Annotated in this window: 11 protein-coding genes; 7 read left to right on the top strand and 4 right to left on the bottom strand. The window is 40.6% G+C overall.

Annotated features, from left to right (window positions below; all coding sequences use genetic code 11):
• Positions 1-434 precede the first annotated feature (434 nt).
• Both FBD94_RS19550 and FBD94_RS19555 read right to left on the bottom strand, forming a co-directional pair.
• Positions 435-2,012: a TROVE domain-containing protein gene (locus FBD94_RS19550; RefSeq protein ID WP_136881444.1), complete on the bottom strand. Its 1,578-nt coding sequence runs from the start codon at positions 2,010-2,012 to the stop codon at positions 435-437.
• An 87-nt stretch (positions 2,013-2,099) separates the two neighbouring features.
• Positions 2,100-3,554 carry an RtcB family protein gene (locus tag FBD94_RS19555; protein WP_136881445.1) on the bottom strand — a complete coding sequence of 485 codons (1,455 nt, stop codon included), beginning with the start codon at positions 3,552-3,554 and terminating at the stop codon, positions 2,100-2,102.
• Between the two features lie 102 nt (positions 3,555-3,656).
• Here FBD94_RS19555 and FBD94_RS19560 point away from each other — a divergent pair, with 102 nt between their 5' ends.
• A complete protein-coding gene (locus FBD94_RS19560) occupies positions 3,657-4,700 on the top strand; it encodes a helix-turn-helix transcriptional regulator (RefSeq protein WP_136881446.1) in 1,044 nt (347 codons plus the stop codon).
• A 109-nt stretch (positions 4,701-4,809) separates the two neighbouring features.
• Here FBD94_RS19560 and FBD94_RS19565 read toward each other — a convergent pair whose 3' ends face one another.
• On the bottom strand, positions 4,810-5,205 hold the full coding sequence (locus FBD94_RS19565; RefSeq protein ID WP_169472360.1) for a tetratricopeptide repeat protein: 396 nt from the start codon (positions 5,203-5,205) through the stop codon (positions 4,810-4,812).
• 204 nt (positions 5,206-5,409) lie between these two features.
• On the opposite strand from FBD94_RS19565, the gene FBD94_RS19570 reads away from it, so the two are divergent.
• The 3 genes from FBD94_RS19570 to FBD94_RS19580 all read left to right on the top strand — a co-directional run bounded on the left by FBD94_RS19570 (position 5,410) and on the right by FBD94_RS19580 (position 9,388).
• On the top strand, positions 5,410-5,637 hold the full coding sequence (locus FBD94_RS19570; RefSeq protein WP_205945909.1) for a hypothetical protein: 228 nt from the start codon (positions 5,410-5,412) through the stop codon (positions 5,635-5,637).
• Between the two features lie 135 nt (positions 5,638-5,772).
• Entirely contained in the window at positions 5,773-6,519 is a 747-nt protein-coding gene (locus FBD94_RS19575) for a metallophosphoesterase (RefSeq protein WP_136881448.1), read from the top strand.
• A gap of 532 nt (positions 6,520-7,051) precedes the next feature.
• Entirely contained in the window at positions 7,052-9,388 is a 2,337-nt protein-coding gene (locus FBD94_RS19580; RefSeq protein ID WP_136881449.1) for a glycoside hydrolase family 95 protein, read from the top strand.
• Here the strand turns inward: FBD94_RS19580 and FBD94_RS19585 are convergent.
• Positions 9,385-10,269, bottom strand: coding sequence for an AraC family transcriptional regulator (locus FBD94_RS19585; protein WP_131612091.1), 885 nt, complete (start codon positions 10,267-10,269; stop codon positions 9,385-9,387). The two genes, FBD94_RS19580 and FBD94_RS19585, sit on opposite strands and share 4 nt — an antisense overlap.
• Positions 10,270-10,773: 504 nt before the next feature.
• On the opposite strand from FBD94_RS19585, the gene FBD94_RS19590 reads away from it, so the two are divergent.
• From FBD94_RS19590 to FBD94_RS19600, 3 genes are read left to right on the top strand one after another with little or no spacing between them, the layout of a single operon-like run.
• Positions 10,774-14,058, top strand: coding sequence for a SusC/RagA family TonB-linked outer membrane protein (locus FBD94_RS19590; protein WP_136881450.1), 3,285 nt, complete (start codon positions 10,774-10,776; stop codon positions 14,056-14,058).
• Between the two features lie 21 nt (positions 14,059-14,079).
• On the top strand, positions 14,080-16,017 hold the full coding sequence (locus tag FBD94_RS19595) for a RagB/SusD family nutrient uptake outer membrane protein (RefSeq protein WP_131612095.1): 1,938 nt from the start codon (positions 14,080-14,082) through the stop codon (positions 16,015-16,017).
• A gap of 38 nt (positions 16,018-16,055) precedes the next feature.
• Positions 16,056-17,288: a DUF4959 domain-containing protein gene (locus FBD94_RS19600; RefSeq protein ID WP_136881451.1), complete on the top strand. Its 1,233-nt coding sequence runs from the start codon at positions 16,056-16,058 to the stop codon at positions 17,286-17,288.
• Positions 17,289-17,303: the final 15 nt, after the last annotated feature.

Genomic DNA, 17,303 nt, shown 5'->3' on the forward strand with positions numbered 1-17,303 from the left:
CACTGATCTACGACATCTTCTTTATTTATTAAGAGCGACAAAAAGTCAATATGCGGTTGTACTGCTCTACCAACTGAGCTACATTGGCCTAAGCCAATGACCAGAATCGAACCGGTGACACGAAGTAGCGCATATTTACGGCATCTTAATATTTTAAATTCTTAGAAAGAAAGGCAAAAAGCAATAAGTGATTCATCCCGCTCGTAGCTAAAGCCCGACAGCGGGTCTTGGTTGAAGTAACACTCATTTACGGCACTTTCTTTTATATTTTATAAGGAGCAACTGGTGATTCGGGACGGGGGACTGCATTTGGGACTCGAACCCACAGCATTGCCTGTGCAACACTGCCCACCCCCTCAATGGCGCGAAGTAACCCGTTTCTACGGCATCCTTATTAATCTCTTTAAAAGTATGGGGTGGAGAACACCCCATACTTATAATTCTATTTTATTGATCGCATCCAATGCCGAGTCACCATTTTCCAAAGCTGTTAATACTTCAAAAACTTTATCACTCCAGCCCGCTATCAGGTAAACGTCATTGCGTAATATTTGCAACGGCGCTTGTCCATAACCTTGTAGGTCGAACAGGTAGAGTTTAGCCGCTGGCGATACATCTGCCTTGTAGCGCAACCATAAAGTCTGTATATCATTGCCTGATGCTGACGAACTGTTCCACAACTGGCCATCAGTGAATAGCATCACTTTGTCCATCCTGACCTTACGAGACAATATATCCTTGATCACCAGGTGACCGTTGGTAGCGTAACCAACTTCACCTTCGCGGCGATAAAACTCCTGCACATTGCCCAATATGTTATTACGTGGCACTGTGATCGTTTTCCAGGAATCACCAAACATTCCAACCTCAACGTTTTTACAATGTGAATGTAAGAGCATAGCAAGCATCAATCCCACATCGTACAGCAAGATTTTAGACTTTGCCGACACAGGTTTCTGCATTGATCCAGAAACGTCGCAGGCTACCAGCACACTTGTTTCATGGTCAAAACCCTTGATGTTCGCCGCGCTTGCCTGAACAGCTTTTTCCAAAGCATCTAGCAAGTCACCAGTGTATCCTTTGTTCCCGCCCTGCACCAACGCCACTAGTTTCTTTGCCAAGCTTTGTACAGGTGCAGTCGGATGGATCAGCTCACGATATGCCGCAAGGTAACGGAATGGAAACTGCTTTGCTTTTGCTACTTCTTCGGCATCGGCCAAACGTGCGCATACCTTTTCAAAGTGTGCATAACTCACACGTGCTTCCTGAATGTTACGCAGGTTTCTCAACAAGGCCATATAGCCCAGCTTGTCACTATCTATCAATTCCTCCCATTTGGCACGAAACGCAATAGCTTTAGCTTCATCACTGTCAAAATTCAATTGGCCTAATGCTGATAATTCAGTCTCCCAGGTATAAGGTGTTTTCAAATCACCCGTCACTATTTTGTTAAAGAGTAATTGCTGCAAGTCATCCTTTGCATTAGGGTGAACCAGAAACAAAGCATCACGCAGTTTGATAGCACCGTCGCGGTTGTATTTACCAAATTGATACTCGTCGAAACGGTTAAATGCACTTGACAAGCCTTTTTGCAATTGCTTTGATAAGCGGTTTAGCCTTTTAGTGCCTTTACGCTCATTCAGCAATTCATAGCAAGCCAATAACTCTGTAATCTCGTCTGCACGACCAATTACACCGTCAGTAACTCTGGCGACGAGATTATCGCCAGAGTGCAGCTTGGCCAATTCGGTAACCAACATCAGTGGTACCGAACGCATATACATTTTAGTCCGGGCATATACAGCTAGCTTACCCACAAATAATGGTTCGCATTTGGCTATTAACAGGCGCAGACGTTCCAGTCTTATTTCATTTTTTTCGTAAAAGGAATCATTTAAGCTCCAGGTAACCACGGCAGCATATAATTCCATCTCTGGTGTCATCACAAATGCTTTTGCGCCTTCATGGTTTACCGTTTGATTTTTTGTTCTGCTTAATAGATTGAATTTCATAATGACCTCCTTTTTTCTTTCGTTAACACAAAGGTTGAAAGCAATTGCGCAGTGTATCTGCGCAGTAAAAATTATTTTAAATTATTTTTAATCTTCTGGTTTTTCTCTTGCATCAGCCATTCTCACAATCCTTGGCTCAAACTTCGCAAGTACTTCAACCAGGTCATTTTGCGCAGCCATTACCGCATGGATATCTTTATAGGCCATCGGCGCTTCATCAACGTCACTACCCATCAGCGTAATTCGTTTCTCCACAAGATTGGCCGCAATTAAATTTTTGTCCAATGTTTTAAAGGCAGCGCTTCTACTCATTAAGCGACCTGCACCGTGACTGGCGGAATTGATGCTTGTTGCGTTACCTTTTCCGCGCACTAGAAAGCCAGGTGTACTCATACTTCCAGGAATGATCCCCAAAACACCTTCGCCCGCCGGTGTGGCACCTTTACGGTGTACCATTACCTCAGTGCCATCTGCCAGTTGTTCTTTCCATGCAAAATTGTGGTGGTTTTCTATCCGGGTAATCGGATTGACTCCCAAAGCACGGGCGATCTTATTATGGATCTCATGGTGGTTTGCACTTGCATATTCACCAGCGAGATTCATAGCTATCCAGTACTCTTGTCCCTCATCCTTATCCAGATCTAACCAAGCCAAATGTTTGGCTTCGGCAGGAAGTTTTGTTTTAACCATGGCAATTTTACTATAGTGGTCTGCTACAGCGCCGCCAAATCCACGTGAACCCGAGTGTGACAACAATGCCAGATATTTACCTGCAGGAATACCAGCTAAGACACCCTCGGCTATAGTTAACTCACCCCATTCCACAAAGTGGTTCCCGGTACCGCTTGTACCCAATTGAGCATAGGCCTTATTTTTCAATGAGCGGATCACCTTGGTTTCGTTCCAGATCTTGCTGTCAAACAATGAACTGTCAAAATATGATTTGGTGGTACATCCCATACCGAAATAAGTATTGTCAACTAATATGTTTTTCAGCTTGTCAGCTTCAGTATCAATAGCTTCTGCAGGTATGTCAAATATGCTTAAGCACATGCGGCAGGCAATATCGACTCCAACAGCAAACGGAATAATCGTGTTAGCAGTAGTAGCCAGTACGCCACCGATAGGAAGGCCATAACCTTGATGTGCATCCGGCATAAGGGCACCAGCAACTGCGATAGGTAGTTGTACCGCGGTTCTCATTTGTGCCAAGGCCCCCACCTCTATATGTTCCAGTCCCCACACCGGAAACTCGGCTATTTCTTCTTTCAGCTTAAAATTGCTGCGTTCTTGCTTTACAAACTTACCTTCCTTACGCAGGGCGATTACATCCTCGGCAAGGTTCTTAAACTTGCCGCCTTTCTTTAATGCGTAAGGCATCGGGTCGTCGATCAGTGCTTCTAAATTGGCAAGGATTTCAGATTTACCCATTACGTTATGTTTCAATAAACCATTGGCCACGCGGCTGAAGTTTACCAGGATTTCTACATCGTTGATACCTAAAGCCTTTAATTCGTTGTTACCGATTTTCTCGTTTTCCATGACTGTTTTATTATTTATTGATACAAAGAAATATAGCATCTGCGCAGTGTATTTGCGCAGATCAAAATAATTCATAAATTCATAAAAATAATTTCAGATTAGATGCCAGTCAACAGAAATGCCCTCATCCGTTACCGTACTATTGACCAATGCCTTCAAAACCGCTATAAGAAGTGGACGCTCGACGACCTGATCGCTGCATGCAGTGATGCGATCTATGAATATCAGGGCATTGATACCGGAGTAAGCAGAAGAACTGTACAGGCTGATATGGAAATGATGCGCAGTAATAAGCTTGGCTATGAGGCGCCGATTATTGTAGTCGATAAAAAGTATTACACCTATAGTGATAAGAATTACAGCATCACCAATAGTCCGTTAAACCAGCAGGACATGCAGGTGCTAACTGAAGTAGCTGGTTTATTAAAGCAGTTTAAGGGGTTTAACCATTTTGCTGATTTGAATGAAATGGTGAGTAAGCTGGAAGATAAGATCTATTCGGAGAAGACTCATAGCGCTCCGGTAATAGATTTTGAAAGAAATGATAATCTGAAAGGGCTCGAGTACATTGAAGTGATACGAAAAGCAATCGTAGCAAAGAAAACTTTGTGCTTAACCTATCGGTCATTTAAGGCAAGGGATTCCAATACCTTTTGTTTTAGTGCATATTTATTGAAGGAATACCGGAACCGCTGGTTTGTATTGGGGGTGCAGCATAAGAAAAACGGGGGGCTATACAATCTGGCGCTGGACCGAATACAATCTATTGAGGACGAGGAGCAACCTTACAGGGAAAATACGACGCTTGACCTTTCAACTTACTATAATGACACGATAGGGGTTACAAAATCTCCTGGTCAGCGCGATTGCGAGGTTGTATTCTGGATAGATAAAGACAATGCACCCTATGTAATTACCAAGCCCTTACATCATACCCAAAAGCTGTTAAAGGAAGATGAAACAGGTAAGGTGTTCAGTATAAGGGTAGTTTTAAATTTTGAGCTGGAACGGGAGCTATTAGGTTTTGGCGCTAAAATGAAAGTATTAGGCCCAAGGATTTTGGTAAAGCAAATGAAACAGCAATTACAAAAGACGATTAATCGCTATAATACACTTGAAGATTGTACGATTAAGATGAAGAGTTAATAAGACTTATTGAAAGGCTAACCCCTCTTTCTACCTAAATAAGCCCCGTTAAACCGGGAGGGAGGGGATTGAACATTACAGGGAATAAATGGTAGGAAAATAGATAATGTTATCTAAAATTGCTGGATTTTCTATTAAACCCTAATTCTGTGGCTTTTTTAAAGTCTGTTTCGCCATCATTATTAGCCGAAAGGCTTTTTCCACTAATAAATGTCTTTATAAGTCCCCGTTCATAGTAAGCTTCTCCGAAATTAGGCTTCAATTTTATTGCCATTGAAAAATCATCCCACATTCCAAAGGGACTAGCTATTTTATACTTTAAAACGGCTCTTCCAAGGTATGCCTCGGCAAAATTAGCATTTAATGCAATTGCCCTATCAAAAGATTGATAAGCTTTCTTGAAATCCTTATTTTTATTAAATAACAAACCTTTGTTGTACAGCCTAACGGCTTTCGAACTATCGCTAAATTTTGTTTCAATACTATACCTAGATATGTTGTTCATCTCCCGTGCGTTTGACGCGGTGTAATTAAATGATAGGATAAATAGAAACAAGGCGACTTTCATTTTAGTTTGTTTTATTATATATGAAGATACTGAAAATTCTTAATGGGGCACCATATGTAGAGAGACACCTCAGACAAGGCCGGTTTTTGTTTCTCTTTAACTTTATTGCTGCGATTTCAAAAGTATTTGTAATTTGGTATAATGAAAACGCTGTTCAATTTCCTTTTATTTATGCTCATCAGCATATCCTGTTATGCAGACTCAACACAACAGGTAAAAAATACAGTAGTGTACAATGGTATAGGTATTGGTAGTGCACTTGCAGTTTCGATTTGCTGGTCAAGGACGCATTCGGTGCTAACTTCTGCTTTGGCAGGTTTGTTTGGGTGGCTATATGTGATCTATTACTTGATTATTAGGGACAGATAAGCTACACGAAATTATTGGCGAATCCTTCGCCATTAATAATTCCAGCTTAATGTATATCGATGCAAGGGCTATAGGATTTCCTGAAAATTGACGGGATGAGATTCTTTAGAAATAAGATTTTTTCAATTTGAACAAATGAGGATACAGATTATAAGCGACCTACATCAAGAGTTTGGGATTTCAGATTTAAACTTTGAAAATGCTGACCTAGTCATTTTAGCTGGGGATACTAATTTGGGGACCAAAGGGATTGAGTGGGTTAAGAAATACATTCCTTACAAGCCCGTGATCTATATTCTTGGGAATCACGAGTATTATAAGGGGACATACCCTAACACACTGCGTAAGATCATTGAGGTATCAAGGGATTCAAATGTAACCGTTCTTGAAAATGATAGAATTGAGTTTAATGGAATAAGGTTTCACGGCGCAACTTTATGGACAGATTTTTCCTTATTTGGAAACCCAGTTGAATACGGGATTATCTGCCAAGCTAAGATGAATGATTACAAGCAAATCCGCCAAGATCCTTCTTATTCGAAATTGAAAACTATAGATACCTATAAAATTCACCAGTTTTCAAAATTATGGCTAGAGAAAAGTCTCGAAGAATCTAGGGATTATAAAAATGTAGTTATCACTCATCATGCGCCAAGTATAAGATCTGTACCGGAATTATACAAAAATGATCCAGTAACTTCCGCATATGCTTCCAATCTTGAGGAGCTGATTTCCAAATACAATCCATTGTATTGGATACATGGTCATATTCATACTCCAGCAAGATATAAAATAGATCAGACCGAAATTATATGTAATCCACATGGATATCTTGATGAAAAACATAATGGCTACAATAAGGAGTTGATAATCGAAATATAAAAATCATGTGTTAAAAAACCTTTTGAAAAAGCCTGGCAATAATATTTGGGGTAAATAAATGGGTAAGTTATTTTGATCAAACCTGACTAAACATGACCTGCTTTGATGCTGTTTGATCCACAAAAACCACTGTTTTTTCTATCGTCGGGACAACAAAATGACCTACCGTGTGAACAACATGGGAAGGTTGTCCGAAAAATTTTTTATCGGTTATTATATTCTTTGCATGGTTGAATGATCTTCATAGCGTTATGTGAATCTTAAGCGGATATTCATCAGTCAGGTAGTAGTAGTTTACGAGATTTGAGAAAGATCCTACAAGGTTCTCTAAAAAGGCAAGAGGTTGAATTTCCTCGTACGTTAATTATGGCACTTAATAGAGAGTTCGCAGCATCCGAACATACGTAGATTTTTCCTGGAGGTTCAAGTTCGGGAGCCATTTGGTATGCTCATAAAGTCCATCGAATTGAAATGTTAATCCATTCTTTATATTCCTTTTAGGGATAAATTTGCATCATTACTTAATAACCTTATGACTATAAATTATAAATGCTTCGGTATTTTTATCTTTTTTTGGGTTGGAATACATCAAATATCTTTTGCACAGCGTAAACCGCTACAGCTTTGGTATAGCAAGCCTGCAATGGTTTGGGAGGAGACTTTACCTGTAGGTAATGGAAGGTTGGGGATGACTCCTGATGGTGGGGTGTTCTCAGAAAAAATCGTATTGAATGACATTACGTTGTGGTCAGGAGCACCTCAGGATGCTAATAATTATAATGCTTATAAAGCACTTCCTGAAATTCGCAGATTGATCGCTGAAGGGAAAAATGATGAGGCGCAGGCTTTAGTCAATCAATCATTTGTTTGTACCGGAAATGGCTCTGGTTCGGTACCTTTCGGCTGTTTTCAGATGCTTGGTGAATTGAACCTTGATTTCAATTATAAAGCTGGGGTAAAAGAATATACAAATTATAACCGGTATTTGGCTTTAGGCGATGCGCTAATCCATAGTAAGTACCGTATAGATGGTGTAAATTATACGAGGGAATATTTCTCCAGTTTTGATGATGACGTAAATGTGATCCGGATTACAAGTGATGTCCCGGGTCGTTTGAATTTCAGCATTGCACTTAGCAGACCTGAAAAGGCGGATATTAGGGTAGTTGGCAACGAGTTGCAGATGTATGGTACCCTTGACAGCGGAACACCAGATCGGGGAATGAGTTACCTGTCCGCTGTCCGCGCAGTACTCAAAGGTGGAAAACAAACAGCAAAAGACAACCGTCTGGTTATCGAAAATGCGACTGAGGTAATCATTTACGTTTCGGCAGGTACGAGTTACAAAAATAAAGACTTTAGTGCCAGTGTGGCTGCGATGATGGCCAAGGCTGTAAAACAGGGCTATTTAAAACAAAAGGAAGCACATGTTGCTAATTTTCAGCGGCTCTATAACCGGGTGTACCTTGAACTTGGGGGAACCGACCTTAGTCATGTGCCGGTGAATGAAAGGCTAAAAAACTTTTGTTTGCATCCGGAGGCTGATAATGGGCTGCCGGTATTGTTTTATCAGTACGGAAGATATCTGGCTATTTCCAGCACCAGGAAAGGTTTATTGCCGCCCAATTTGCAGGGACTTTGGGCGAATCAGATCCAGACACCCTGGAATGGTGATTACCATCTGGATGTAAATGTACAGATGAATCACTGGCCAATGGAGGTGAGTAACCTTTCTGAGCTGAACCTTCCTCTGGCCGATCTGGTAGAAGGTATGGTTGCTCCGGGGCAGCGTACAGCTAAAGCCTATTACGATGCACCGGGATGGGTTGCACATGTGATCACCAACATATGGGGTTTTACCGAGCCCGGTGAAAGTGCTTCCTGGGGGGCAACTAAAGTTGGGTCGGGTTGGTTATGCAGTAACTTATGGGATCATTATGCCTTCACTGAAGATCATGGATATCTACGAAAGATTTATCCGGTGCTAAAACAGGCAGCACTGTTTTACAGCAGCATGCTCATTAAGGATGTTAAAAGCGGCTACCTGGTCACTTCCCCTTCTTCCTCACCTGAAAATACTTTTTATTTACCTAACGGTAAAACCGCCAGTATTTGCGCAGGCCCTACAATTGACAATCAGATTATTCGTGAATTGTTTTCGAATGTAATTACTGCAAGCAGCATACTGAAGATGGATCAGGATTTCGCCACCGAACTGGAACAGAAATTAAGCCATGTGCCGCCAGCAGGAATTATAGGAAAGGATGGGCGGCTATTGGAATGGATGGAAGATTATAAAGAGACTGACGCTCAGCATCGCCATATTTCGCACTTATATGGTTTATTTCCTGCGGCATTGATCACAGCCGATGGCACACCTGAACTGGCTGAGGCTTGTCGCCGAACCCTCGATGTGCGGGGTGATGATGGGCCTAGCTGGAGTATCGCCTACAAATTGCTGTTCTGGGCACGTTTACACGACGGCGAGCGTAGTTATAAGCTCTTTAAGGAACTGCTTAAACCCACTTTGCGTACGGATATTAATTATGGAGCAGGAGGTGGGGTATACCCTAATTTGTTATCTGCAGGTCCCCCGTTCCAGATTGACGGTAATTTTGGAGGAGCTGCGGGGATTGCTGAAATGCTGATTCAGAGCCATACGGGAAAAATTGAGCTGCTCCCTGCTCTTCCGGATGCCTGGAAAGCTTCGGGGACAGTGAAGGGCTTAAAGGCAAGAGGAAATTACACTGTAGACTTTTCATGGAAAGATGGAAAGGTTACTACTTATAAGGTCCGTTCGGTAAAAAATAAAAAAGTAAAAGTACTGGTAAACGGAATAACCAGGGAAGAAAAGGTAAGCCTTAACTAACGCTTATAGGCTTTTCGGTAGGCAGATGGGGACGTGCCGATCAATTTTGTGAACAATCGGGAAAAGTAATACTGATCGTCTATACCCAGTAATGCACAGATTTCTTTAATACTTTTATCCGTAAAATAAAGATATTGGCAGGACTGCTGTATTTTAAGCTGGTTCAGATAGGCAATTGGCGATTGTCCTGTTTTGGCTTTGAAGCTCCGGAGGTAGTGGGAAATGGATAAGTTTTGTTCATCGGCCAGCGCATTAATGCTAAGTTTTTTGTCCAGGTTAATTTTCATATAGGCGATGGAGTTACTCACCATGTCTATGCTGTAAACTGCTGGATTGATGTCTCTGTAGTAAATGAATGAAGTTAGGAAATAAAGCGATCGGAAATTCATAATTTCCATATCACGGGAACTGAAGCTTCTGTCGAGCGTATTAAAAATCTGGTCAAATGACTTGATCCGATATTGCTCGAATGGGATGGAATGTACATGGAACGCGCCGTCGATCAAAGAACGCTCGTAGAGCTTACGTGAGTTTGTGCCGCTAAAATGCAGCCAGTAAATACTCCATGGAGCTTTGTCTGAACTATAGTAACGATGTGGGGTGTTTTTTGGAATAATGAAAAAAGTATTCGCCTTTAGTAGGTATACTTCATCATTCATTTCTATTTCGCCCTCTCCGTCTATACAATATAGGAGGATAAATTCACTCGCTCCCCGCGGACGTTCGCACTCATGACCATCGGCATGTGGATAATAGCCTAAAGCTGTAAGGTAAAAGGAACTGATCAAGGGGTTTTCTTTAATCTCTTTTCTAATATTTGGAGTTAAGACAATCATTCTCTGTCCAAGAAAACCTTCCATGATTTTTTTTTGTTCTTCCATTCTATTTGGTTAGGGGTGATACAAATATAACCTAAACATTTGCATATGAAAAGAGTATATTATCCATTGTTATGATTAATTTATACATTTTTCGATCAGCTGAATAGGATAGCTTTATATTTAATCAAAGGTGTATCTTGATTTTGAGCTAATCATCTAGGGGCAAGCTACTTTTGATGAAAACTTAAAGTGGCTTTTTTTGTGATAAGATTTTTTCTAATGGTATTTACCGCAGGAGTGTTGAAATGATTTTATTGTCCATCATTATGGTTAATTAGTACATTTTCTGACTGCCGATTATCGAATAGCTTTACTTTACCAAATATAAACTTAAACCACTCGTTATGACCGCTATTTTTATTCCATTTAAGATCTGGACAATTGATGATCTGCTTTTACAGGCATTTAGTTTTTTGTTTGTAACGACGTACTTATTCGTACGCGCCTAATCCCTATATCTCTAACGCACACACTAAACTGGTTAAAAAAACTTAATTCATATTTATGAAATACATTTACATTTTTAGTAAAGGTCGATGGGCATCAGCATGGCTGCTGTTATGCTTTTTTACGATTGTGGGGAATAAGGCCTACTCACAGGAACCTGTAAAGATTACCATTATTGGTACGGTAATGGATACATTGAACAGGAAGATTCCGGGAGCAACTATAGTTGTCGTAGGCAACTCCCAGGTTGGAACGCAAACCGATGCAAATGGTAAATTTGTGCTCGATGTAAATGAAGGTGTTATTCTCCGGGTCTCCTATGTTGGTTACAAGGAAAAGCGTTTCACGGCTTCCTCCGCTAACAAAGTTGTAACCATTCAGTTGTTAGAAGATAACATGCTGGCCGACGAGGTAGTTATTACAGCAATGGGACAAAAGCAGCGAAAAGAAGCTGTGGTAGGCTCGGTAACCACCATTAAACCTGGTGATTTAAAGATACCTGCAAGTAACCTGACCACGGCACTTGCAGGGCAGGCTGCAGGTATCATTGCTTATCAGCGCAGTGGACAACCAGGGCAAGATAATGCTTCCTTCTTTATCCGGGGGGTAACTACCTTTGGTTATAAGCAAGATCCTTTAATCCTGATCGATAATGTAGAGTTGACCTCAAATGATCTGGCTCGTTTGCAGCCGGATGATATTGCTAGTTTCACTATACTGAAAGATGCCAGTTCAACAGCACTTTATGGTGCCCGGGGGGCCAATGGTGTAATTCTGGTAAGTACTAAAGAAGGTAAAGAGGGAAAGACTAATATTAATTTTCGTTCAGAATATTCGTTATCCCAATCTACCCAAACACTTAACCTGGTGGATCCTATTGAATACATGAACCTTTATAATGAGGCTTCATTAACCCGTGATCCGGCTTTGCCTTTACCGTTCGCGCCAATAAAAATACAAAATACAAAAGCTACCCTTGCAGGTGCACCAGGCAGTAACCAATATGTATATCCTGCGGTTGATTGGATAGGTATGTTGTTTAAAGACAGGGCTACGACACAACGTAATAATCTAAGCGTTAGTGGCGGGGGTGGTGTGGCCAAATACTATATTTCAGGCTCTTATAATGTGGATAACGGAATTTTAAAAACAGATATACGTAATAATAATAAAAACAACGTTAATTTCAAGAATTACCAGTTGCGTTCAAACATTAATGTTAACCTCTCTAAATCTACCGAACTTATTGTGAGGCTTTCAGGCACTTTTAGTGATTACAACGGACCGATTACTTTAGATGGTTCCTTTGCATCTGATCTGTATGCCATCGCCTCACACGCCAGTCCGGTTGAGTTCCCGGCCTATTATCCTGCTGATGAAGCCAATGCCGGGGCTAAGCATATCCTGTTTGGAAACGTAGGCGGACCGAATGGAACGCAAAATAATAGTATTCTTTATCCAAACGGAAATCCGTACGCGCAACTGCTGAAGGGGCACAAAAACTCGTCTGAATCGCGTATGTCTGCACAGCTGGAGCTTAATCAGAATTTCGATTTTATAACGGAGGGCCTTAAATTAAGAGGCATCTTTAATACCAATAGGTATTCTTATTTTGATTCCCAGCTTTCATATACTCCTTATTTCTATAGTGCAAATGGTTATGATAAAATAGCTAATACTTATTCCCTATCCTGGCTTAACCCTATGAAGGGATCGTCATTCGGCAATGTGCCTACAGAATATTTAGTGTATAGTAAAAATGAGCCTAATGCCAATTCCTTCTATTATATACAGACTGCTCTAGACTATAACAGGAAGTTTGGAAACCACACATTAAGTTCCACTTTAATCGGTACCGCACAGCAGACCTTATATTCAAGTGCTAAAGATCCAAGAACAGAGACAACTACTTTACCTTATTCTTTGCCGTTCAGAAATCTTGGTTTGGCAGGCCGGGCAACCTATTCATTTAAGGATAGATATTTTGTCGAGTTTAACTTTGGCTACAATGGGTCTGAACGTTTTTCCGATAACAACCGGTATGGTTTTTTTCCTACAATTGGTGCGGCTTGGGTGCCGTCAAACGAAGCTTTTTGGAAGCAGAACGATATTGTTAACCGTTTAAAGATCCGATTTAGCCATGGTCTGGTGGGTAACGATGCGATTGGTTCACAACGGTTTTTCTATCTTTCAGATGTTGAGTTGAATGGGGGTAACTTTGCTCAGTTTGGTATCAATAACCAAAATCAGTTAAACGGTGTAACCATCAGAAGTTATGCCAATTCCAACATTACCTGGGAAACCTCAAGGCAAACCAATTTGGCAGCAGAGGTTACTTTGCTGAAAAACTTAAATCTTATTGCCGAATTTTATAAAAACCACCGTTATGATATATTACGCAAGCGAAACATACCTGCGACTGAAGGTTTCGAAGCGGATGTTTTAACCAATCTGGGGGTGGTTGATTCAGAAGGTATAGACTTATCACTTGACTATAAACAAAATTTTAACAGTGGCCTGTGGGCTGCAGTTCGAGGCAACTTCACCTATTCCACAAATAAATATACGTATATAGAAGAACCCAATTACCCTGAAACCTGGAGACATTTTATGGGTCAGCCAATTAGCCGTGGCTATGGATTTATTGCAGAACGTTTATTTGTTGATGATGCTGAAGTTGCCAATTCGCCTAAGCAGCAGTTTAATACGGTTGATGCTTACGACAATAAAATTCTGGGAGAGCTGCCAAAAGCAGGTGATATTAAATATCGCGATGTAAATGGAGATGGAAAGCTTGATGATTTGGATATGGTATTCATGGGCTATCCAACTACTCCTGAAATCGTTTACGGCTTTGGTCTTTCAACAGGCTATAAAGGGTTTGACCTGTCGGCATTTTTCCAGGGGCAAGCGAGGGTATCGTTCTTTATCGATCCAAAAAAGGTAAGCCCATTTTTAGAACGTAATGTAAAATATGTAGAGGGCAGGGCGCAAGTATTACAGGAATTTGCGGACAGTCACTGGTCAGAAGAAAATCAGGATCTGTATGCAACTTATCCGCGTTTAGGCACGAGTAATTCTATAATTGCCAACAATTTACAATCCAGCTCCTGGTGGCTCAGAGACGGTAGCTTTATCCGGTTAAAATCACTTGAAGTTGGATATACGCTGCCAAAAAACATTTTAAAATCGTTAAGGGTTTCAAACTGCCGCTTTTACTTTAATGGATTGAACCTGGTAACCTGGAGCCCATTTAAAATATGGGATCCGGAGTTGGGAGGCAATGGATTTGCTTATCCAATACAAAAAGTGTTCAATTTCGGCTTAAACGTAAATTTATAATTGTCAATAAATACAAAAGATATGAAATTCTATTATAAACTGACTTGCGTTGTTGTGCTATGTATCACAGGCCTGTCGTGTAAAAAATTTCTGGATGTCGTTCCCAATAATGTGGGTACGCTTGATTACGCCTTTTCAAATAGAAATGAAGCAGAAAATTACCTTTTTGGATGTTATAATACTTACCAGAATTTAAACCGGGAGGTCGAAAATAATGTTGGCTTTGTAACGTCTTCAGAAATTATCTATCCGCTTGGCCTCGATGATCATCCTTTTAACACAATTAAATCACCGGGCTTTAAACTGATCAGAGGGGGCATACAAAATGCATCAGACCCCGTAATTGACTACTGGACTGGAGGTAACGGTGGCCAGGCGCTTTATCTTGCCTTAAGAAGATGTAATATCATGCTCGAAAATATTGATAAGCCCTTTGATTTGAAAGAGCCTGAAAAGAAAAGATGGATCGCTGAGGTTAAATTTTTAAAAGCATTTTACCATTACTATTTAATCAGGTTATATGGGCCGATTTCATTAGCTAAAGAGAACAGGGCAATTGATGGGTCAATAGAAGCAACAAAAGTTAAAAGGGCCACCGTTGATGAATCCTTTGCTTATGTAAACCAGTTGTTAGACGAAGCTATACCCGATTTGCCTGCCGTGCTCACAAATAGACTTTTAGAGTTAGGAAGGCCTACCAGATCTATCGGTATGGCTTTAAAGGCCGAAGTATTAATTACAGCTGCAAGCCCCTTATTTAATGGTAATCCTGATTATGCTAATTTTAAAGATAAGGATGGTATAAATCTTTTTTCAACTACAGTTGATCCTCAAAAATGGGCATTAGCCGCCAAAGCTTGTAAAGACGCTATTGACGAGGTCATAGCACGGGGCGGGGATTTATATAACAGGATTCCTACTGATAAAGTAAATGATGTTTCCAACGAACTGAAACAAGTGTTAAAACTGCAATCGGTTATTACTGAAAACTGGGATCAAAACCCGGAGTTGATTATTTCCTCACAGTATGATTTTGCTTATCAGGGCTTTATCTTCCCTAAACTTAATCAGGAGTCGGTTTCTTTGGGTAACAGCTATCCTTCAAATTGGTCAGTACCAATTTCTACTACCGAGTTGTTTTACACCAAAAATGGTGTGCCTATAAATGAGGATAATAGTGGTGTGTTTGATTACACCAACAGAAATAGTTCCCAGTTTGGCGATGATGCGAACAAGCATTACTTAAAACAAGGCTATGAAACTGCAAAAGCTAATTTTAACCGTGAACCAAGATTTTACGCAGCTCTAGGTTTTGACGGTGGTATCTGGTTTGGCAATGATAAGGGAAATGAGAGTGAGGCAGATTACGTACAGGCCAGGGGGGCATTCGCACTTGCGGGACCTAAAAGTACATACGCCACAAATGTTACCGGATACTGGCCTAAAAAACTAGTTCACTATAGATCTATCATGAACCAGCGTGTCAGTTTTGCTAATTTTAAACTACCTGTTATGCGTTTAGCTGGTTTATATTTATTATATGCCGAGGCGCTGAATGAAGAAGGAATGGCCTCTAAATCAGATGTTTTATTATGGGTAGATAAGGTCCGTACCAGGGCCGGCTTACCTGGGGTAGCAACTGCATGGCAAACATATTCCAATAGGCCAGGTAAGCCTGATACTAAAGAAGGCAGAAGAGAGATCATCCGTCAGGAAAGAAGAATAGAATTGTGTTTTGAAGGCCAGGCGGGTTGGGATTTGCGGCGTTGGAAGGAGTTGCAGGGCGTGTTGAGCAGACCTTTGCAAGGTTGGAGTATAAATGAAGGGGCTGCAGCAAATTATTACAGACCCAGAACAGTAATGGTTCCAACTTTTGGATTAAAGGATTATTTATGGCCGATAAAAAATACTGAAGTCGTTGTAAATGAAAAGCTGGCTCAAACCATCTATTGGAAATAGTTTAAATTTTATCGGTCAATATTTAAAAATTTATACAGATGAAAAAAATTAATTACAGAAAACGCCCTGCCTTTTTGATCCTGGCCATAGTTCTGGTTAACATATTGCTTCCCTCTTGTAAAGAACAGGAAGCTAACATTGATGTCATATCTAACGATATGACAAAACCCGGTGTGGTTAGTAATATAAAAGTAGAAAACTTTAACGGATCGGCCAGGATTACCTACAAATTACCTGATTCAAAAAATCTTTTATACGTTTTGGCCCGTTATCCTATTAATGATAACCGGGTAAGGGAAACCAAATCCAGTTATTACACCGATACCATTATGGTAGATGGCTTTGCCAGAGAAAAAGAGTATGAAGTTACTTTATATGCTGTGAGCAGGGCAAATGTAATGTCTGACCCGGTAGTGGTAAAAGTGAATCCAAAAACTCCAAATTATATTTTAGTCAATTCCGGGCTCGACATTACCTCTGATTTTGGAGGCGCTAATTTCTTTGGGCAAAATGTCAATAAGGTACCGCTTGCTTTGCACATGCTGGTTTATAATGAAACCACCAAAAAATATGATGAACAGGATCCGGAATATTTAAATACCAATACGATAGATATTTCTATCAGGAATTTGCCGCCAACGCCCCAGAAGGTGGGAGTTTATACTACCGACAGATTTGGCAATGTTTCGGATACGGTATTTAAAACCTTAACCCCGCTATACGAAACCCTGTTGGATAAAAGTAAGTTTTTTACCTATCGGTTACCCAGCGACGCTTCAACGACTGATTATGGTTGGGATTTGAAATATATGTTTGATGGTAATTTGGGTGAACCAGGCTGGCATACTAATGGTAATGTTTCCAAAAGCATAGGCACATTTGGTATGGGTGTATCAGCAAAAATCAGCCGTTTTATATTCTGGCAAAGAGGACCAAGTTATTATGAATACCAAAATACACGCACATTTACGCTATGGGGATCTAATAAGGATAACCCTGTCGATGTAGCTCTACCAACAGGTACGGCTCTGGGTACGGTAGCTGGCGATTGGATAAATATGGGCAATTTTGTTTTCCCCAATCCGCCGTCAGGTTTGGCACCAAACCAGGCTAATGAAGCGGACAAAGCCTTTGTAGCCAAAGGGGTTAATTTCACTATGCCAAGATCGGCCCCTCCAGCTAAATATATCAGGATTGATATTACTCAGACCTGGGGAGGATTAAATTATGTAAATGCTTTGGAGATAAGCATGTATGGTAACCCATTATAAGTGGTGTTTAATTTT

The sequence above is a fragment of the Pedobacter hiemivivus genome, from assembly GCF_005144565.1.
In the GTDB taxonomy this organism is placed as follows: domain Bacteria; phylum Bacteroidota; class Bacteroidia; order Sphingobacteriales; family Sphingobacteriaceae; genus Pedobacter; species Pedobacter hiemivivus.